17 protein-coding genes, 1 tRNA gene and 1 pseudogene are annotated in these 15,506 nt (G+C 62.7%); 10 read left to right on the forward strand and 9 right to left on the reverse strand.

Features of this window, described 5'->3' with window-relative positions; all coding sequences use genetic code 11:
• The first annotated feature begins 24 nt into the window (after window positions 1-24).
• Window positions 25-1,173 carry an acyl-CoA dehydrogenase gene (locus D3D01_RS12110; protein ID WP_101349983.1) on the forward strand — a complete coding sequence of 383 codons (1,149 nt, stop codon included), beginning with the start codon at window positions 25-27 and terminating at the stop codon, window positions 1,171-1,173.
• On the opposite strand, the gene D3D01_RS12115 is transcribed toward D3D01_RS12110, so the two are convergent.
• Together D3D01_RS12115 and D3D01_RS12120 are read right to left on the reverse strand one after the other, a co-directional pair.
• Window positions 1,170-1,424: a hypothetical protein gene (locus D3D01_RS12115; protein ID WP_121512356.1), complete on the reverse strand. Its 255-nt coding sequence runs from the start codon at window positions 1,422-1,424 to the stop codon at window positions 1,170-1,172. The genes D3D01_RS12110 and D3D01_RS12115 overlap by 4 nt on opposite strands.
• Window positions 1,425-1,514: 90 nt before the next feature.
• Window positions 1,515-1,805 carry a PadR family transcriptional regulator gene (locus D3D01_RS12120; protein WP_121512357.1) on the reverse strand — a complete coding sequence of 97 codons (291 nt, stop codon included), beginning with the start codon at window positions 1,803-1,805 and terminating at the stop codon, window positions 1,515-1,517.
• A gap of 87 nt (window positions 1,806-1,892) precedes the next feature.
• Here D3D01_RS12120 and D3D01_RS12125 point away from each other — a divergent pair, with 87 nt between their 5' ends.
• The 6 genes from D3D01_RS12125 (at window position 1,893) to D3D01_RS24525 (ending at window position 8,449) form a co-directional block, all read left to right on the forward strand.
• Window positions 1,893-2,180, forward strand: coding sequence for a hypothetical protein (locus D3D01_RS12125; protein WP_101349980.1), 288 nt, complete (start codon window positions 1,893-1,895; stop codon window positions 2,178-2,180).
• 291 nt (window positions 2,181-2,471) lie between these two features.
• Window positions 2,472-5,138 (forward strand): alkaline phosphatase PhoX, encoded by a 2,667-nt coding sequence (locus D3D01_RS12130; RefSeq protein WP_121512358.1) that lies wholly within the window; start codon window positions 2,472-2,474, stop codon window positions 5,136-5,138.
• 43 nt (window positions 5,139-5,181) lie between these two features.
• On the forward strand, window positions 5,182-5,922 hold the full coding sequence (locus D3D01_RS12135) for a cell surface protein (protein ID WP_121512359.1): 741 nt from the start codon (window positions 5,182-5,184) through the stop codon (window positions 5,920-5,922).
• A gap of 18 nt (window positions 5,923-5,940) precedes the next feature.
• On the forward strand, window positions 5,941-6,363 hold the full coding sequence (locus D3D01_RS12140; protein WP_121512360.1) for a hypothetical protein: 423 nt from the start codon (window positions 5,941-5,943) through the stop codon (window positions 6,361-6,363).
• A 208-nt stretch (window positions 6,364-6,571) separates the two neighbouring features.
• Complete coding sequence (locus tag D3D01_RS12145) at window positions 6,572-8,107, forward strand: TrkH family potassium uptake protein (RefSeq protein WP_121512361.1); 1,536 nt, start codon at window positions 6,572-6,574, stop codon at window positions 8,105-8,107.
• A 198-nt stretch (window positions 8,108-8,305) separates the two neighbouring features.
• Entirely contained in the window at window positions 8,306-8,449 is a 144-nt protein-coding gene (locus D3D01_RS24525) for a hypothetical protein (RefSeq protein WP_233563343.1), read from the forward strand.
• 27 nt (window positions 8,450-8,476) lie between these two features.
• Here D3D01_RS24525 and D3D01_RS12155 read toward each other — a convergent pair.
• Window positions 8,477-10,171 (reverse strand): annotated as a pseudogene (locus tag D3D01_RS12155) (potassium transporter TrkG).
• A 1-nt stretch (window position 10,172) separates the two neighbouring features.
• The gene (locus D3D01_RS12160; RefSeq protein ID WP_121512362.1) at window positions 10,173-10,856 is read right to left on the reverse strand and encodes a TrkA family potassium uptake protein; all 684 of its coding nucleotides are present in this window, start codon (window positions 10,854-10,856) and stop codon (window positions 10,173-10,175) included.
• A 124-nt stretch (window positions 10,857-10,980) separates the two neighbouring features.
• Here D3D01_RS12160 and D3D01_RS24840 point away from each other — a divergent pair, with 124 nt between their 5' ends.
• Window positions 10,981-11,115: a hypothetical protein gene (locus tag D3D01_RS24840; protein ID WP_255410434.1), complete on the forward strand. Its 135-nt coding sequence runs from the start codon at window positions 10,981-10,983 to the stop codon at window positions 11,113-11,115.
• Window positions 11,116-11,137: 22 nt separating this feature from the next.
• Here the strand turns inward: D3D01_RS24840 and D3D01_RS12165 are convergent, their stop codons facing one another.
• The gene (locus D3D01_RS12165) at window positions 11,138-11,575 is read right to left on the reverse strand and encodes a hypothetical protein (protein WP_121512363.1); all 438 of its coding nucleotides are present in this window, start codon (window positions 11,573-11,575) and stop codon (window positions 11,138-11,140) included.
• Window positions 11,576-11,715: 140 nt separating this feature from the next.
• Here D3D01_RS12165 and D3D01_RS12170 point away from each other — a divergent pair, with 140 nt between their 5' ends.
• Window positions 11,716-12,594 (forward strand): shikimate kinase, encoded by an 879-nt coding sequence (locus D3D01_RS12170; RefSeq protein ID WP_121512364.1) that lies wholly within the window; start codon window positions 11,716-11,718, stop codon window positions 12,592-12,594.
• Complete coding sequence (locus D3D01_RS12175) at window positions 12,591-12,884, forward strand: chorismate mutase (protein WP_004592890.1); 294 nt, start codon at window positions 12,591-12,593, stop codon at window positions 12,882-12,884. Before D3D01_RS12170 ends, D3D01_RS12175 begins: the two co-directional genes overlap by 4 nt.
• A 5-nt stretch (window positions 12,885-12,889) precedes the next feature.
• Here D3D01_RS12175 and D3D01_RS12180 read toward each other — a convergent pair whose 3' ends face one another.
• The 4 genes from D3D01_RS12180 to D3D01_RS12190 form a co-directional block, all read right to left on the reverse strand.
• Window positions 12,890-13,570, reverse strand: coding sequence for a carbonic anhydrase (locus D3D01_RS12180; protein WP_121512365.1), 681 nt, complete (start codon window positions 13,568-13,570; stop codon window positions 12,890-12,892).
• A 192-nt stretch (window positions 13,571-13,762) separates the two neighbouring features.
• Window positions 13,763-13,943: transfer RNA gene (locus D3D01_RS23695), tRNA-Trp, on the reverse strand.
• A gap of 54 nt (window positions 13,944-13,997) precedes the next feature.
• Window positions 13,998-14,225 carry a DUF5795 family protein gene (locus D3D01_RS12185; protein WP_121512366.1) on the reverse strand — a complete coding sequence of 76 codons (228 nt, stop codon included), beginning with the start codon at window positions 14,223-14,225 and terminating at the stop codon, window positions 13,998-14,000.
• 41 nt (window positions 14,226-14,266) lie between these two features.
• Window positions 14,267-15,154: a DUF5794 domain-containing protein gene (locus D3D01_RS12190; protein WP_121512367.1), complete on the reverse strand. Its 888-nt coding sequence runs from the start codon at window positions 15,152-15,154 to the stop codon at window positions 14,267-14,269.
• Window positions 15,155-15,506 lie beyond the last annotated feature (352 nt).

Here is a 15,506-nt window from a genome sequence, read left to right on the forward strand (position 1 = left end):
ACCCAACCAGCGTTAGAATCTATCATGGACTTTAGCCCCACACAGGAACAACGCCAGATACAGGACATGGTCGCGGACTTCGTCGACGAGGAAGTCAAGCCGCGGGCAGCGGAGATTGACGAAACCGATGAGTTCCCGTGGGACCTCGTCGACGAAATGGCCGACCTCGGCCTGATGGGGATGCCGATTCCGGAGGCATACGGCGGGGCCGAACTGGACTACCACAGCTACGCCATGGCCCTCGAAGAGATCTCGCGGGGGAGCGGCGGACTGGGCACAATCGTCGCCGCACACATCTCGCTGGCCTGCAATATGATCTACGAGTTCGGGAACGAGGCCCAGAAAGAGACCTACCTCACGCCGCTGGCAGCGGGCGAGGAAATCGGCGCGTTCGCCCTGTCCGAAGCGGGTGCGGGCAGTGACGTGCCGGCGATGGACACCACCGCCGAACCGGTCGACGGCGGTGACGCCTATCTGGTCAACGGCGGCAAACTCTGGATTTCCAACGGCTCCGTTGCCGACACCGTGGTCCTGTTCGCCAAGACCGACCCCGAGGCCGGCAACAAGGGCATCTCCTCGTTCATCGTTCGCCCCGAGGAGGACGACGGCTTCATCGTCGAAGGGACCGAGCACAAACTCGGCGACAAGGGCTGTCCGACCGCCGAACTGCGGTTCGACGACATGCGAATCCCCGCCGACCGCCGACTCGGCGAGGAGGGCCGTGGGTTCGTCCACGCGCTCAAGACGCTCAACGGCGGGCGCATCACCATCGCGGCCCGCGGCGTCGGCATCGCACAGGCTGCGCTGGACGAGGCGTTGAAATACGCCCAGGACCGTGAACAGTTCGACCAGCCGATCAGCGACTTCCAGGCTATCCAGCACAAGCTCGCAGACATGGACACGAAGACGCAAGCGGCCCGCCTGTTGATGCACCAGGCGGCTGACAAGAAGATGGCCGGCGAGTCGTTCGTCAAGGAGGCCGCCCAGGCCAAACTGTACGCCTCAGAGGTGTCCCGGGAAGTGGCCAACGAGGGCATTCAGGTCCACGGCGGCTACGGCTACACGAAGGACTTCCCGGCCGAGCGGTTCTACCGCGACGCCAAACTCAACGAGATCTACGAGGGGACCAGCGAGGTCCTCCGCAATACCATTGCCAGCGAACTTCTCGATTAGGGAATCGAGAGGAGTCCTTCGACGACGACCGCGCGCGTGAAGTAGAACGATTTTCCGTTCGCACGATACCGATTCGCGCTGATGGTTCCCAGCGCGAGGAGTACCGCCACGCCGACCGTTGCGGCGAGCATCCCGACGACTGCTGACGGCTGGATAGCTGTGCGTGCGAAGACGTACGTTGCGATGCTGGCGAGTGCCGCAAACGGGAGGGCGTCCAGACCTGCCAAGAGGAGCGAGCGGGACAGGGGCATATCCGTGTTCTATGGGACCGCTCACAAAAGGATACCCCATCGATCAGTGCCGGCGTAGCGAAAGTCGTCGGGAGCCGACGAGCAGCGGCATCAACTGTCCTCGCCGAGCGCCGCCTGCATCCATTCGAACTGGTCCCGAAGCCGCCGCTCGCCGGCGTCGGTCAGCGAGTACTTGTCGGCGATGCCGTCCTCGCGGTGGTCGACGAACCCGGCAGACTCCAGCGCTTCGAGCGCGCCGTAGAAGCTCTTGGGTTCGATTCGCGTGTCGTAGCGGCGTTCGAGCCGCGTCTTCAGCCGTTGGCCGGAGAGTTCCCCGTCCTCTGCGGCGGCCAGCAGGACGCACATGTCGCGCCGGCGGCCGCTCTGGAGCCACTTCGCCATAGGTGTCCGGTCACAGCCGCCCGGTTTCGCGTTTGCGGTTCCGAGCGGACCGCCAAGTTCGCATACCCCCGGTCCCTAGAGTCGCCGATGACCGACTCCGAACTCCCCGTCGAGGCGTCGGCCGACGGCATCACGGCCACATATCGAGAGACAGACGAGGAACGGCTGTTGACCTTCGAAAGCGACTCCGGGAGCGCCGCGGTCGCACAGAATATCGAGGGGTACGCGATGCTGAAGGTCCGGCCGACCGCCGACGGCGACGAACTGGAGCGGTACTACGGCTTCGACATGGCGCTCGACCACGCGGCGGAACTGCTCGGCGTGTCGCCGAACGCGCTGCCGATTCCCGACCCGGCCGCCGACATGGGAATGTAGCCGTTCGTCCCGCGCTCCACGGCGACGACCTGTTTAATTTTCAACCTGACATATCGTGGTATCGGGGCAGTGTCAGCTCCCCGTACGCTTACTGGTAAGTAGGTGGGCTCCAACAGGTCCGTGAGCGGATGTTGTCAGAGCTATTCAGTACGTATTCCGCAAAAATAGTACTATTTCTTATACATCTGGAAAATTAGCAGTACATGTGTATCCGATGTACCAAGACCTCTCTGAATACGTCATACAAATATTATAAACTTGCTTTAATAACCACTGCCACTCCTCACTCGCATGGTCGATTTCACTCGACGGCAGGTACTTTCACAATCGGTGGCTGCTGCACTTGGGGCCAGCGTCATCGGCGTGGCAAGCGGGGAAGAGGTCGAAGAAACAGACACACCGGGCGCTCCGAGCGTCGCCGGGAGTCTCAAGCGATTCTCGACGACAGCGTTTGGCGCGGAGGTGACCGGGCCGTTCGTCTTCGAGGACGGCTCGCTCCTCTACAGCCTCCAGCACCCGGAAGGGGAGAATCCCGAACCGTTCGGACGGGCCGCAGTGGGCTATTTCAGCGGCTTCCAGTTCGAGTTCGACGGGAGCAACGACGACTTCCCGGAAGTGGGGATTCCGGACACCGAGGAGAAACAGCGACAGGTCCGGTCCGCGGCCGGCGACTACGAAATCCTCGTCCAGGGCCGCGAACCTATCAACGGCGGCGAGGCGCGCCTCGGCGTGGTCCAGACGCCCGACGGGACAGACATCACACAGGAGAACTTCGCGGGCACACAGTACGGCGGCGCGGCGACGAACCCCGACTGCAATCAGTTCGTCCCGAGCAACGACGAGGGGACCGAGGGGTACCTGTTCACCAACTGGGAGAACAGCCCCGGATGCGTCTCGCGGGTCCCGCTCAGCCAAGACGAGAACGGCGAGTGGAGCGCGGACACCGAGAACGCGATGAACCTCACGAACACTGAATCACTCCGCGAACACGGCGGGACGCGGATCAACTGTTACGGTGACCTCAGTCCGTGGGGGACGATGATTTCCGCCGAGGAGAACTACGCACATCCCCGCGTCAGTCTGACGGCGACGGTGAGCGACATCGTCGAGGCTGGGACAGGCGAAGGACTCATTGGCGGGTGTCAGTTCTGGAACCGGCCGAACCCAAGTGAGATTTCCGGCGCAATCGAGTCCTACGCCGAGAGCGGCGACCTCGACGAGAACTTCTATGCACAGGGCTCATGGGCGCTCACCGGCGTCGAGTTCCTCGCGTACTACCTCGGGGCGGAGCGCGACGACCAGGGCGACGGCGAGAACCTCGCGACGACGCTGCTTGACGACGTGTACCCGAACCCGTACCGGTACGGGTACTTCGTCGACTTCCGCGAGCCGACCGCCGACGAACCCGAGGCGGTCAAGTACTACGTGATGGGGCGGGCTTCGTGGGAGGCACCCGACATCGAAGGCGACCAGCGGACCGTCTACGGCTGTTCCGACGGCGACAGCAAGGGCATCTACAAGTTCGTCGCCGACGAGCCGATTCCGGAGTACGACGACCCGATGGATGTCGCCGGAACGCTGTACGCCCCCAAGATTACCAACGACGCGGCCAACGCCGCAGAGGCCGGCCAGCGGAACTCCCCCGCACAGACCCCGCTGGAAATCGAATGGATCGAACTCGGCCACGCCACCAACGCCGAGGTCGAGTCCTGGGTCAGCGAGTACGACAACGTGACCCAGGCCGACTACCTCAGCGCCCACGCTGACTGGGAGGACGGCGACGAGGTCACCGCGGAGACGATCAAGCAGGCCGACCTCGCAGTCATCGAGAACGGGAACCAGAACTACATTTCGAACGAGGAAATCATCGAGTGGGCCGAGCAGTACGAGGCAAATGGGCCTGACGGCGTCGACGAAGAACTCCGGCGCGTCCCGTTCCTGGAGACCCGCGCGGCCGCCAAGGAAATCGGCGCGTCAATCGAGTTCAACAAGGCCGAGGGCGTCGACAGCGTCGACGACTCCCAGCCCGGCGATTTCATCTACTTCGGCATCTCGGAGTTTAACGACGCGCTCGCGGACGACAAGGGCGATATCCAGCTTGACCGCGTCGACGGCGGCGTCGTCTACCGCGGTGTGCTGGAATCGGACTACAACGTCTCGACGCTCGAACCGGTCATCACCGGTCCCGACTTCACCGACTCTCCGGAAGACGCGAACGACGCGCTCCGGAATATCGACAACGTCTACACAATGCGGGACGGTCGCGTGCTCTGCTGTGAGGACGGCTTTGGCGGCCCCGCTCGCTCGTACCCGAACGACGGCCTCTACGTCTACCAGCCCAACGTCGTCGTCAGCGCCAACTCCGCCGCGGTCGGCAGCGGGTCGACAGGCACCGTCTCGCTGACTGCCTCGTCGCTCCCTGCTGGCTTCTCCGGCGCTCGGCTTACCGTCAGCGTCTCGAACCCCGAAATCGCGTCTATCACCGGCGTCTCATTCCCCGACGCACTCGGACTCACCGAGAGTTCCATCAGCGACGACGGCTCATCGGCGACAATCCGGGTTGCCGACGTCAACACGAACGTCCAGTCGGGCGCGATGGACGTGGAACTCGCGACGCTCGACGTCCGCGCCAACGGCGGCGGCACGACAGACCTGACTGTCTCTATCGAGCAGATGGACGACGAGAGCGGCAACGCCATCGAGGCAGAAGCTCGGAACGGTATCGTCGTGGGCGGCCCGCAGACGGTCGTCGGCGACGCCGCGCCGACTGATCCGGACGGCGACGGGCATTTCGAGGACCTCAACGGCAACGGCCGCCTCGACTACGAGGACGTGCAGGTGCTGTTCTCGAACATGGACTCCGACAGCGTCCAGCTGAACACCGGCGCGTACGACTTCAACGAGAACGGCAAACTCGACTTCGCGGACGTGACGGCGCTCTACGAAGAGGTCAACTAACGGCCGCAACCGAGATTCCCCCATCTTTCGATACAGCAACACAATGACCGACGACACCACTTATTCCATACGCGGTTGCGTCCGAGCCGCTGGCATCCCGCTCGCACTCGTCGCGCTCGTCTGCCTCGCAGGGACGGTCCCCGCGCTCGCTGCAGGGCAGAGTACGCCGACAATCAGCATCGAGACCGACTCCGTCCCTGCCGGTGAAACGATGGCCGCACCGGTCGTCCTCACCAGCGCGCCGAACGGACTGGCCGGCTACCAGCTCGAACTCACAGTTGACGACCCCGCGGTCGCCCAGTTCGAAAACGCGAGTTACCCGGCCAGCCTCGGTCTCACGACTGAACCCGTCATTAGTTCAGACGGCGGGACAATCACGCTTGAGGCGGCTGATCTCGACGGGCAGATCGAGCCCGGTGCCAGCGACGTGACGCTCGCGACGGTCCAGCTCGCTGGCGTCGACGGCGGCGAGACGCAGCTGACCGTCACGTCGAGCCAAATCGATGCCGACGGGGGCGGCGCGGTCGAGCCAACGACTGCGCCGACAGCGCTCGCAGTGTCACCGGGCGCGACGACGGAGACAGTGGCCGGCATGACCGACGCGTCGTCACCCGACAGCGAGTCCACAGCCGGGTCAGCCAGTACCCCGAGTACCGCAGGGACCACAGCGCCAGGCGGCGAGCAGTCGACGACCGGCGCGAACGGGTCACTCCCGATAGCGCTTGTTCTCGCTTCACTCGCCGCGGTGGCAGCGCTTGCGGCCAGAACAAGCCGGCAACCGTAACACCAAACCGACCTATCCATGCCAAAATCAGACACCGCTGCTGCAGCGACGGACAGTTCCACCTACCGCGAGTACATCCTCGATGTGCGTATCGTCGAACGAACGACAGGCGAGGGTGACACACGGTACCGATTCGAGGCCCCGGACCACGAGGGGATTGCGTTCGATGACCCCGAGATGGCGACGCTGTACGCCGACGTGTACTTCGACACGAACGGCTTTCAGGAAGCTGGAACCGGCGAGCGCGGCGTGCCGCCGACGGTTATCCAGGCCGGCCGGGACACGCTTGTCGCCTACTTCCTCACCCAAGAGGGTGTCGACGTCCACTGGGCCGCGTCCTTTTACGGCGAGAAACCGGAAAAAATCGAACGGTACGTCTCACGCGTCCGAAAGCGGTCAAAGAAGATCCGGGAGGGGGCAAAAGAACACGGCCACGTCTGAGTCGTCAGTTCAGCGTCGCCAGCAGTTTCAACGGCGAATTGACAGCGGACGAGGCTACTGCATACGCGCTCGGTACGCTGTCAGGACGGAACAGAAACCCACCGAAGCGACGCTGAGAACGAGGAGTGTCGCCGGAAGCAGCGCTGTTAGAACGCGGGGCTTTTTGATAGCGGGTGTGTGAGCGTCAGATAATGGTCGGTGATCAGTGATGTCGATTCGTGTCGACTGGCGACAGAGTATTGCCTTGACCGGCACTGTGATTAAATATCTCGCCGTCGCAATGCTGGTCCCGCTCGGGATTGCGTTGCTGTATGGAGACGATACCGCTGCCTTCCTGATTTCTATCGCGGTCGCTATCACGGTCGGTGTGGTGCTGGAGCAAGTCAGCGACACTCACGAACTCGGACCACGCGAGGCGCTACTGTTCGTCAGTCTCTCCTGGGGTGCCGTCGCGGTTATCGGCGCGATCCCCTACGTTATCGCGGGGTATGGCACTGAATCAGCGCTTGGTGAGCCCGTGAACGCGCTGTTCGAGTCGATGTCCGGGTTTACGACCACTGGCGCGACCGCCACCGACGAAATATCGTTCACTCGCCACTCACACGCGCTGTTGATGTGGCGACAGCTCACCCAGTGGCTTGGCGGGATGGGTATCATCGTCCTGATGGTTGCCATTCTTCCGGAGGCAGCCGTCAACGGGGCACAGTTGATCGAATCGGAAGCGCCCGGCCCCGAACTCCAGAAGCTGACGCCGAAGATAGCCGAGACCGCCCGACTCCTCTGGCTGTTCTATCTGGGCTTTACTGTCCTGCTCGTCCTCATCCTGTTTGGCCTCGGCCAGACATCGATGGCCCCGAACATGGACGCCTACAATGCCGTTGCCCACGGGTTCACGACGCTGCCGACCGGCGGCTTCTCGCCACAGGCTGAGAGCATCGCCTACTTTTCGCCGGCCGTCCAGTGGGCCGTCGTTCCGTTCATGCTCATCGCCGGGATGAACTTCGCGCTGTTTTACCTCCTGTTGCAGGACGACTACGCCGCCTTCCTCAAGGACCGCGAGCTGCAGGCGTACCTCGGTGCGAACGCCGGCGTGGCCGTCATCCTCTGGGGGCTGCTGTTCACCGGGTCCGCGCCGCCACTTGAACTCGGTGGTATCACGCAGGGAGCGCTTGAAAACTCGCTCCGGCAGGCCACGTTTCAGGTCGCTTCGCTGCTGAACTCGACCGGGTATGCGACGAGCAACTTTGCCGAGTGGGGCAGCACCGCACAGGGTGTCCTGTTGTTCGCGATGTTTATCGGCGGCTCGGCAGGGTCGACCGGTGGCGGTATCAAGATCGTCCGATGGCTCGTCGTGTTCAAGAGTATCCGACGCCAACTGTTCACGACAGCCCATCCCAGCGCCGTCAAACCAGTCCGGCTCGGCGGGCAGGTCATCGACGAGAGCGTTATCAACGCGATATACGGGTTCACCCTATTGTACTTGCTCACGCTCGGTATCGCGACGGTGTTCCTCCTCCTCGATGCGGGCCGTGTCGGGCTCGAACTAACTGTGCTTGAAGCCTTCAGCGCAAGCTTAGCGACTATCGGAAACATCGGTCCCGGGTTCGGGTTTCTGGGGCCGTTCGGGACCTACGAACGCTTCCCGGGGACCAGCAAACTGCTGATGATCTTCCTGATGTGGATCGGTCGGTTAGAGATAATTCCAGTGTTCGTGCTCTTTACTGGTGCGTTCTGGAACGAGTGAGTCCGGGAAGCTTTCTCCCTATCTGTAGCTGCCAGTTCGGTATATGCCTCCCAGACAGAGATGGCAGTATGTTCAGTCCTGAAAACGAACCGACACCGCCTGAGGGAGTTCCGGATCGGGTTCCGACGGAACTGCCACAGTTGACGCCTGACGAACTCCGCAATACAATCATCTACGCGCAGGAACTCCTGCGATTCCATGACGAGACGCAATCGCCGGTGGAGCGGGGTCCCAGCGAAGCAATCCTTCGCGCTTTACCACGTCGAGGAGGAGACCAGACCCGAAGGCGGCACAAAAGCCCGCTGGCTGTTTCTCGGCGAGGTGTACCCTGACCGAGAGTAAAGGACGGCCGGAGGGATGACCGGCGAGTCACGGGTCCAGCCCGTACAGTCCAGCGCGGATGAACACGAGTATCGGTATTATCTCCAGACGGCCGACCCACATGTTCAGCACGAACATCGGCTCTGCGACCGGAGACATCGACGGGCCGGTGATACCTGTCGAAAGGCCGACGTTCCCCTGCGCGCTGGCCACTTCGAACAGGGCATCGGCGTAGCCAAACGCGGGTCCTGCGACGTTGGTGAGGACAACACTGCTGGTGACGAGAATGATGAGCCACAGCAGCGTCACGATGGCCGCTTCACTGAACTCCCGCTCCATCGACTCGCGGTCGAGCGTTCGGTCGCCGATGCGGACCGTAACCACTGCGTTTGTCGGGAGAAACACCCGCGAGAACTGCCAGACGATGCCGCGAACGATGGTGTACCCTCGGATGAGTTTGATGCCGCCGACAGTGGACCCCGCAGCACCACCAAGCACCATCGCGCCGGCCACGAGCACCTTGCCGCCGGCGCGCCAGCGACCGATCGGTACCGACTGGAAGCCGGTACAGCTGAGGGCGCTGACCCACTGGAACGCTGAGTCCCGAACTGCATCGAGCTGTGGGGCGTCAAGCATCGGGATCGAAAACGGCAGGAACGACTGTGTGGCGAACGCGCCGGTGGTCTCGGAGACTGACCACGCGTTTTGTGCCGAGAGAGCGACGACACCGACTGCAAGCAGGATGAACAGCCAGCGGGTCTGCAGGTCCGACACCAGTTTGCGAATCTGCCTGTCATGCAGGACGACGTAGTGGACCGGGAACGCAATCGCGCCGAGAATCATAATCGGCAACAGGACGGCTTCGACGAGCGGCGAGTTGTACGTCGCAATCGAATTGTCAGTGACCGAGAATCCACCAGTCGTGAGGCCGGTCATAGCATGATTAAGCGCCTGCCACGCGACCTTCCACAGCGGCAGCGACTCCGCGTACTCGCTGTCACTGGCGAGGATCGCACCGAACAGCAATGCGAAGGAAAGCACCGTGTAGCCGGCGACGAGTTTCTAGACCGTTCGGACGGTGGAAACGACGCTTGGATGGATCTTTTCCTCGCGGGCCTCGCTCTGATAGAGCGCGTAACTGCCGCTGCCGGGCCGTGAAAGGATAGACACGGTCAGGACGATGACGCCGACGCCGCCGACGTACTGGATGAACGACCGCCACCACTGGACTGCGCGGGGCAACGAGGGCTCGTGAATCGCCATCGTCAGGCCGCTCCCTGTCCACCCGCTCATGCTCTCGAAGAAGGCGTGGAGTGGGTTTCGGAAGTACGCCAGGCTGGAGAGCGTTGTCGTTCCGCCGACCCTGATCGGCTCCCACGTACTCGTGGCCATCTCGGCCGGAACGAACGTGTCCATGACGGCAGGGGGCGTGAACCACGCGGTCAACAGGAGCGGGAGTGACCCGAACGCAGCGACCAGCAGCCACCCGCCGGCAGCGATAACCATACCATGTTTCATCTCTGGGGCCGGGGCATCGGCGAACCCGCGAGTCGCAAGGCCGCCGACAGCGGCAGTCATCCCGGCCGCAGTGACGAACCCGAAAGCGGCGTAGGCCTCCTGAAAGCCCAGCGCAATCGCGGCCGTGATCGTCATCAGTCCAGCTTCCATCAGCAGAAGCGAGCCGATATCGCGGGCAATTGTCTTCAGGTCCGCCGGGAACAGCCCGCCGTTCCGTCGCGACATATCAGCTGTGGTCCTCGGAATGACCGAAGATGTCGGTCACCTCCGGCGTCGCACCGTCCCCCGAGTAGACCGTGAGGAGGTCATCCGCTTCGATGCGCGTATCACCGCGGGGTGTTATCGGGTCGCTGTCGCCGTTGCGCTCGATTGCCACGATGAGCGTCTGCCCGCCGATGAGACCCGCTGTGTTGGCTTCCTGCAGTGTTTTGCCCGCAATCGGAGCCCCGGGCTGGACCGTTATTTCGAACACTTCCGCCTGATCGCCGATGCGCATGAAATCGACGATAGACGGTCGCTTAACCGCTCGATAGAGATATTCGGCGATAAGCCGCTGTGGGTTCTGCATCGTGTTGACGCCGATCTGGCGGAACACGTTCATATGCTCGGGGTTGTGGACGACTGAGACGATGTCCGGCACCTCAAGTTCCTGTGCCAGCAGACAGACCATGATGTTGGTCGCGTCCTGATCGGTTGTCGAGATGAGTGCGTCAGCACGGTCAGCACCGGCGTCCTCGAGCGTATCCTTCACCGTCGCGTCGTCGTTGATAACGAGACAGTCGTACTGTCTCGACGCGCGTTCCGCTCGCTCCTCGTTGCGTTCGATGACGACGACCTCGTTGCCGCCTGCTGTCGCAATTTCAAGCAACGGCGACCCGATATCGCCGGCACCGACGATGACGAGATACATTTTTGCCAGTGTACTGAACCGACAGTTGAAAGCTTACCGTTCGCAGGCACAGGGCGGACAGTGCCGTCCCTCGGTTACGTCCCGTTCCCAAACCACTATACTGTCCCCGACTGAATTCCACAGTATGGCACATCTCCCCGAGCAGTTCGACCATCCGGCGTGGCTGACAGCCGCCGGGACGCTCGCCGGCTATGGCATCATTCTCTTGTTCATGTTCCTGTTGCTGTTTATCCTGCCGTACCTCCTGTTCCCGGCCTGAGCCAAACCCGTACCGCTCACGTTTACTCGTATCTCGAATCGATGAGAAACCCGAGCGAGATGAGGCCACAGACCATCGACAGGAACCCGGCAATAGCGAGGCCAAACGGCGGGTCGTCACCCGGATACGTTATGAGTCCGCCGAAGGACCCGACACTGATGACCAACAGTCCGACTGTCAGCACTAGGTCCGCATACGCGTTCCAGGCGTCTTCGACAGCGGGTTCGAGACGAGCGAGCCACCATTCGGGCGTGTCCGCCTGAGCTGACGACCCGCGAACCAGAAGGCGGCGAACTGCGGGTCGTCCGCCTGCGACGGCGAGTGCAACAGTAGCGAGTACTGCAATCCCCGCCAGCGCCGACACTGGGACCACACGGACCTGCAACAGCACAAATAGGGTAACATAGCCAAGGACCGCGATACCTGCTGTGAGGCCGCGGAGCGCATTCCCGATACTCATTCCTCGTTGCTGTTTCCTTTGAACTGGTCGATATAGTGTTACTCGTCTTACCGCGAACGGTCGCTTCGGGTGCTGGGGCCACCGTGCCCGATGCAGGGGTATCGCAGTTAGTAAATAGGTCCGCGCGGGAGTACAGGTCGATGGAAGGGAAGGCAGCAGCGCCCGCAGCGGGGACGGTGCTTAACGCGCTCGCGACCGGCCGCGGCGCGGCGTTTGCTATCGACGAGTACACGACAGCGACCGTCACGCTCACGACCGAGACCGACGGCGTCACCGGCGAGGTCGACGGTGCGCCGGACGCCGACACGCGGCTTATCGAACGCTGTGTCGAGTACGTCATCGACGCCCACGGCGGCCCACAGAACGTGGGCGTCCCGGCAGTCTCCGGCGGGACTGTCCGCACAGAGAGCGAGGTCCCGATGGCGTCGGGGCTCAAAAGCTCCAGTGCAGCCGCAAACGCGACTGTCATGGCGACGCTCGACGCACTCGACGCGACTGAGCGGATGAGCCGCGAGGACATGGCCCGCCTCGGGGTCATGGCCGCCCGCGACGTGGGCGTCACCATCACCGGGGCCTTCGACGACGCGTCGGCGTCGATGCTTGGCGGCGTCACCGTCACCGACAACGAGGACGACGCGCTCCTGGCCCGCGAGGAAATCGACTGGGACGTGCTCGTCTGGACGCCGCCAGAACAGTCCTTCAGTGCTGACGCGGATGTCGAGCGATGCCGACAGGTCGCGCCGATGGCCCGTCTCGTCGAGGACCTCGCGCTCGACGGCGACTACCAACGAGCGATGACGGTCAACGGTCTCGCGTTCTCGGCTGCACTGGATTTCGAGACGGACCCGGTACTCGACGCGCTCCAGCACGTCGAAGGCGTCTCACTGTCGGGGACGGGGCCGTCATTCACCGCCGTCGGCGAGCGGGCGGCACTCGAAGCCGTACAGGACGCCTGGGATAACCGACCCGGACAGACCTGGCTGACGACGACACAAACAGAAGGGACACACACAGTATGAGCACGAATCCGAACCCAGAGGACATGTCGCTAGACGAACTGCGCGACGAAATCCGGACGATCGACCGCGAAATCGTCGAGAAGATCGCACAGCGAACCTACGTGGCCGACACCATCGCACAGGTCAAAGACGAGAAGGGGCTGCCGACGACTGACGAGCAACAGGAGCAGGCCGTGATGGACCGAGCCGGCGACAACGCAGAACAGTTCGACGTCGACGAGAACCTCGTGAAAGCGATTTTCAGGCTCCTGATCGAACTGAACAAAGTCGAACAGCGCGAAAGCCGGTAGCCGGACTAGTACTCCCAGAGACGGTTGATCCGTGAGTCGATATCGGGATTGGCCGCCCGGAGTGCGTCGACATCGGTTTCACCGTCGATGTTGATGACGTGGACTTCTCCCCGTCGGCCGCCGTACACGTCCTGAAAGTCGTAGACGACGCCGAACACGTCGACGGCGTCGGGAACGTCGTCGCTGCTGCGGAGGAACTCGACTTGCCTGTCGACGTTGTACTCGACGAGGCGGTTGATAGCCGCTGCCCGCTCGATGTCCTCGGGGAGGTGTTCCAGCGCGGGCTCGAGATGCGGTTTGAGTACGCCGAGACAGTGCTCGATACCGGCCGGCTCATCGAGGCCGTCCGTCAGATCATCGTACGTCGCCGTCACCGCTCCGCAGCCGGTATGGCCGACGACGACAGCCGTTTCGGTCATCGTGTGTTCGATCGGATACAGCACGTCGCCGGACACCGCCTCGCCGGACTCGGTCCGCTGGATGACTCGGTTTCCGATGTTGCTACAGGTAAAGAGATATCCCGGCTCGCTGTTGCCCCACATATGGTCCTGAAGCACCCGCGAATCGGAGCAACAGACCGTGACAGCATCGGGCGTCTGGGAGTTCTGGACCTGATCGAACCGGTCCCGGAACTCCGCCGCGTGGTCGGCGTTTCCGGCAAGTAAATCGCGTAATAACTGGCTCATGCGTGGGCAGATAGCCGCCACCAAGTAAACTCATTGGACTTGGGCAGTGGTGCCTTCCCAAACCCGACGCCGACCCGGAGCCGTGTTCGGAGCGCTCTGGCTACGTCGAGAGGGTGAAACAGGTCTGGAGGGGTTTAGACGTACGATTACGGCGAAAGCAAACGAACAGACCGGTCTGGAAGAGTAACAGTATGGGGTCGGAGGGATTTGAACCCCCGATCGGCTGATATCTCCGTCCTGCGCCTCGGAACTCCAGAGGGTCATCGTCGCGAACCGGTGATCAGCCGGCCGCTCAGTATATCAGCCCTCGAAGTGTCGTCCCAGGCGCGTGGCCTCTGGAGTCAGCCGCCTTCCCGGACTAGGCCACGACCCCGCACTCCGGCGTAAGCCGACTCGCATTAAAGGGATTTCGATTGGCAGACGGCGATCAGTCGCGGTCGGTGTCGGCCCAGTCGCACTCCTGGCACTTATAACCGGTAACGAATTCCAGCGCAGAGGGCATGTATCCCACGGAAATGACGTTCTCACCGCACTCTGGACAGTCGTCGGCGGCGTCTTCGATCGGCTCTGCGTCCATGACGCTCTCACCTTCGATGAGTTCGGCCAGGCTCTCGGGAGTCTGCATCCGGCCCTGGACCACGCGATTGTCGCTCATACCGGACAGCCGGGCCTGATGGGCCTAAAAGTTCTCCCTCGTCACAGCCACGGGGCGCGTTCCTGCTCGGATTCGTACTCGACCGCAGCTCCTTCGTCGGTCTGTTCGTCGGCGGCGACGCCCTGTGACGCGCCGCCGTCGGCGAAGGCAGCGGTGAGGTCCACGGCGTCAGGTCGGTATTCCGTGTGGCGCGTGCGGGCGTTTTCCGGGTCGAACGACAGCAGCGCCGTGACGGCGAGCACAGCCAGTGCCACTGGCGCGTCGGTCGGCATCACGCCGAGAACAGAAAGGGCGAGGACGCCGAGCGCGACAGCGCTACCGAAGCGGAACCGGTCGATGTCGACGGCGTTGCGGAGCCACGGACTCGCCAGCGCGACAGCCAAGGCGAAGCCGATACCGACGCCGGTGGTAGCGGCGGCGCGGAGCAAGACGCCGGGTTCGATGGCGGTGACCAGCTTTGCGCCCGCGGGGTCGAGGCTGGCTAGCAGGCCGAGCATGACGATAACGGCCGGCCGCGGGAGGTACTCGCCGATGCGGGCGCTTGCGGTCTGTGCGGCGATTGCGAGGATGACGAGGCCGGCGAAGCGTTCGAGGGTCGCCAGTTTGACGATCCCGGCGATCGTCGGCGCAAGGGCTGCTTCAACGAGCGCAATCGGCATCAACACAGCGCCGATGATGAGGACCGAGCGCGCCTGCTGTCGGGGGCCGCCTTCGAGTTCGGCTAACACGACGGCAACAGTGGCCGATCCGCCGAAGACGAGCAAGCCCACTTCAAGGACGCCCATCCAGGTCGAAAGTGCCCCTGCAAGGACGAGTACCGGGAAAATGCCGTCGACGAGGGGGAGACCCATGACAGTCGCCAGTAGCCGACCACCGCGGCCGACCTGCTGCTCGATGTCGAGAGCAATCGGGTGTCTGGAGATACTCATGTCGTGTTACGGTCGAGCGTAACCCAACTCTCGTCGGGAAGTTCTCACTCGGTCCTGACGAACACGACAGGCTTGCCAGAACTTGTTACCGAACCACGTGAACGTTGTGTTGCCCGACGCTGTGGACGTCATCTGACGGGCAGTACCGTTCCGTGCGGGTTCGGTGAGTCGCATGTTTATAATTATCCTTCATTCGCACATAATCGTTGCGTGAGAACTGCGCACATACGCCACCGTTTTTCCGGAATACCCCGTCGTTTGTGGACGGATGTCTCACCTTCAACAGCAGGGTGTGACAAATGAGTGATCAGGAGCGGATTTCTGGAAGTGCTGCCGAGGACAGGTGTGGCAT

It is taken from the genome of Haloarcula sp. Atlit-7R (assembly GCF_003666065.1).
Lineage (GTDB): Archaea > Halobacteriota > Halobacteria > Halobacteriales > Haloarculaceae > Haloarcula > Haloarcula taiwanensis.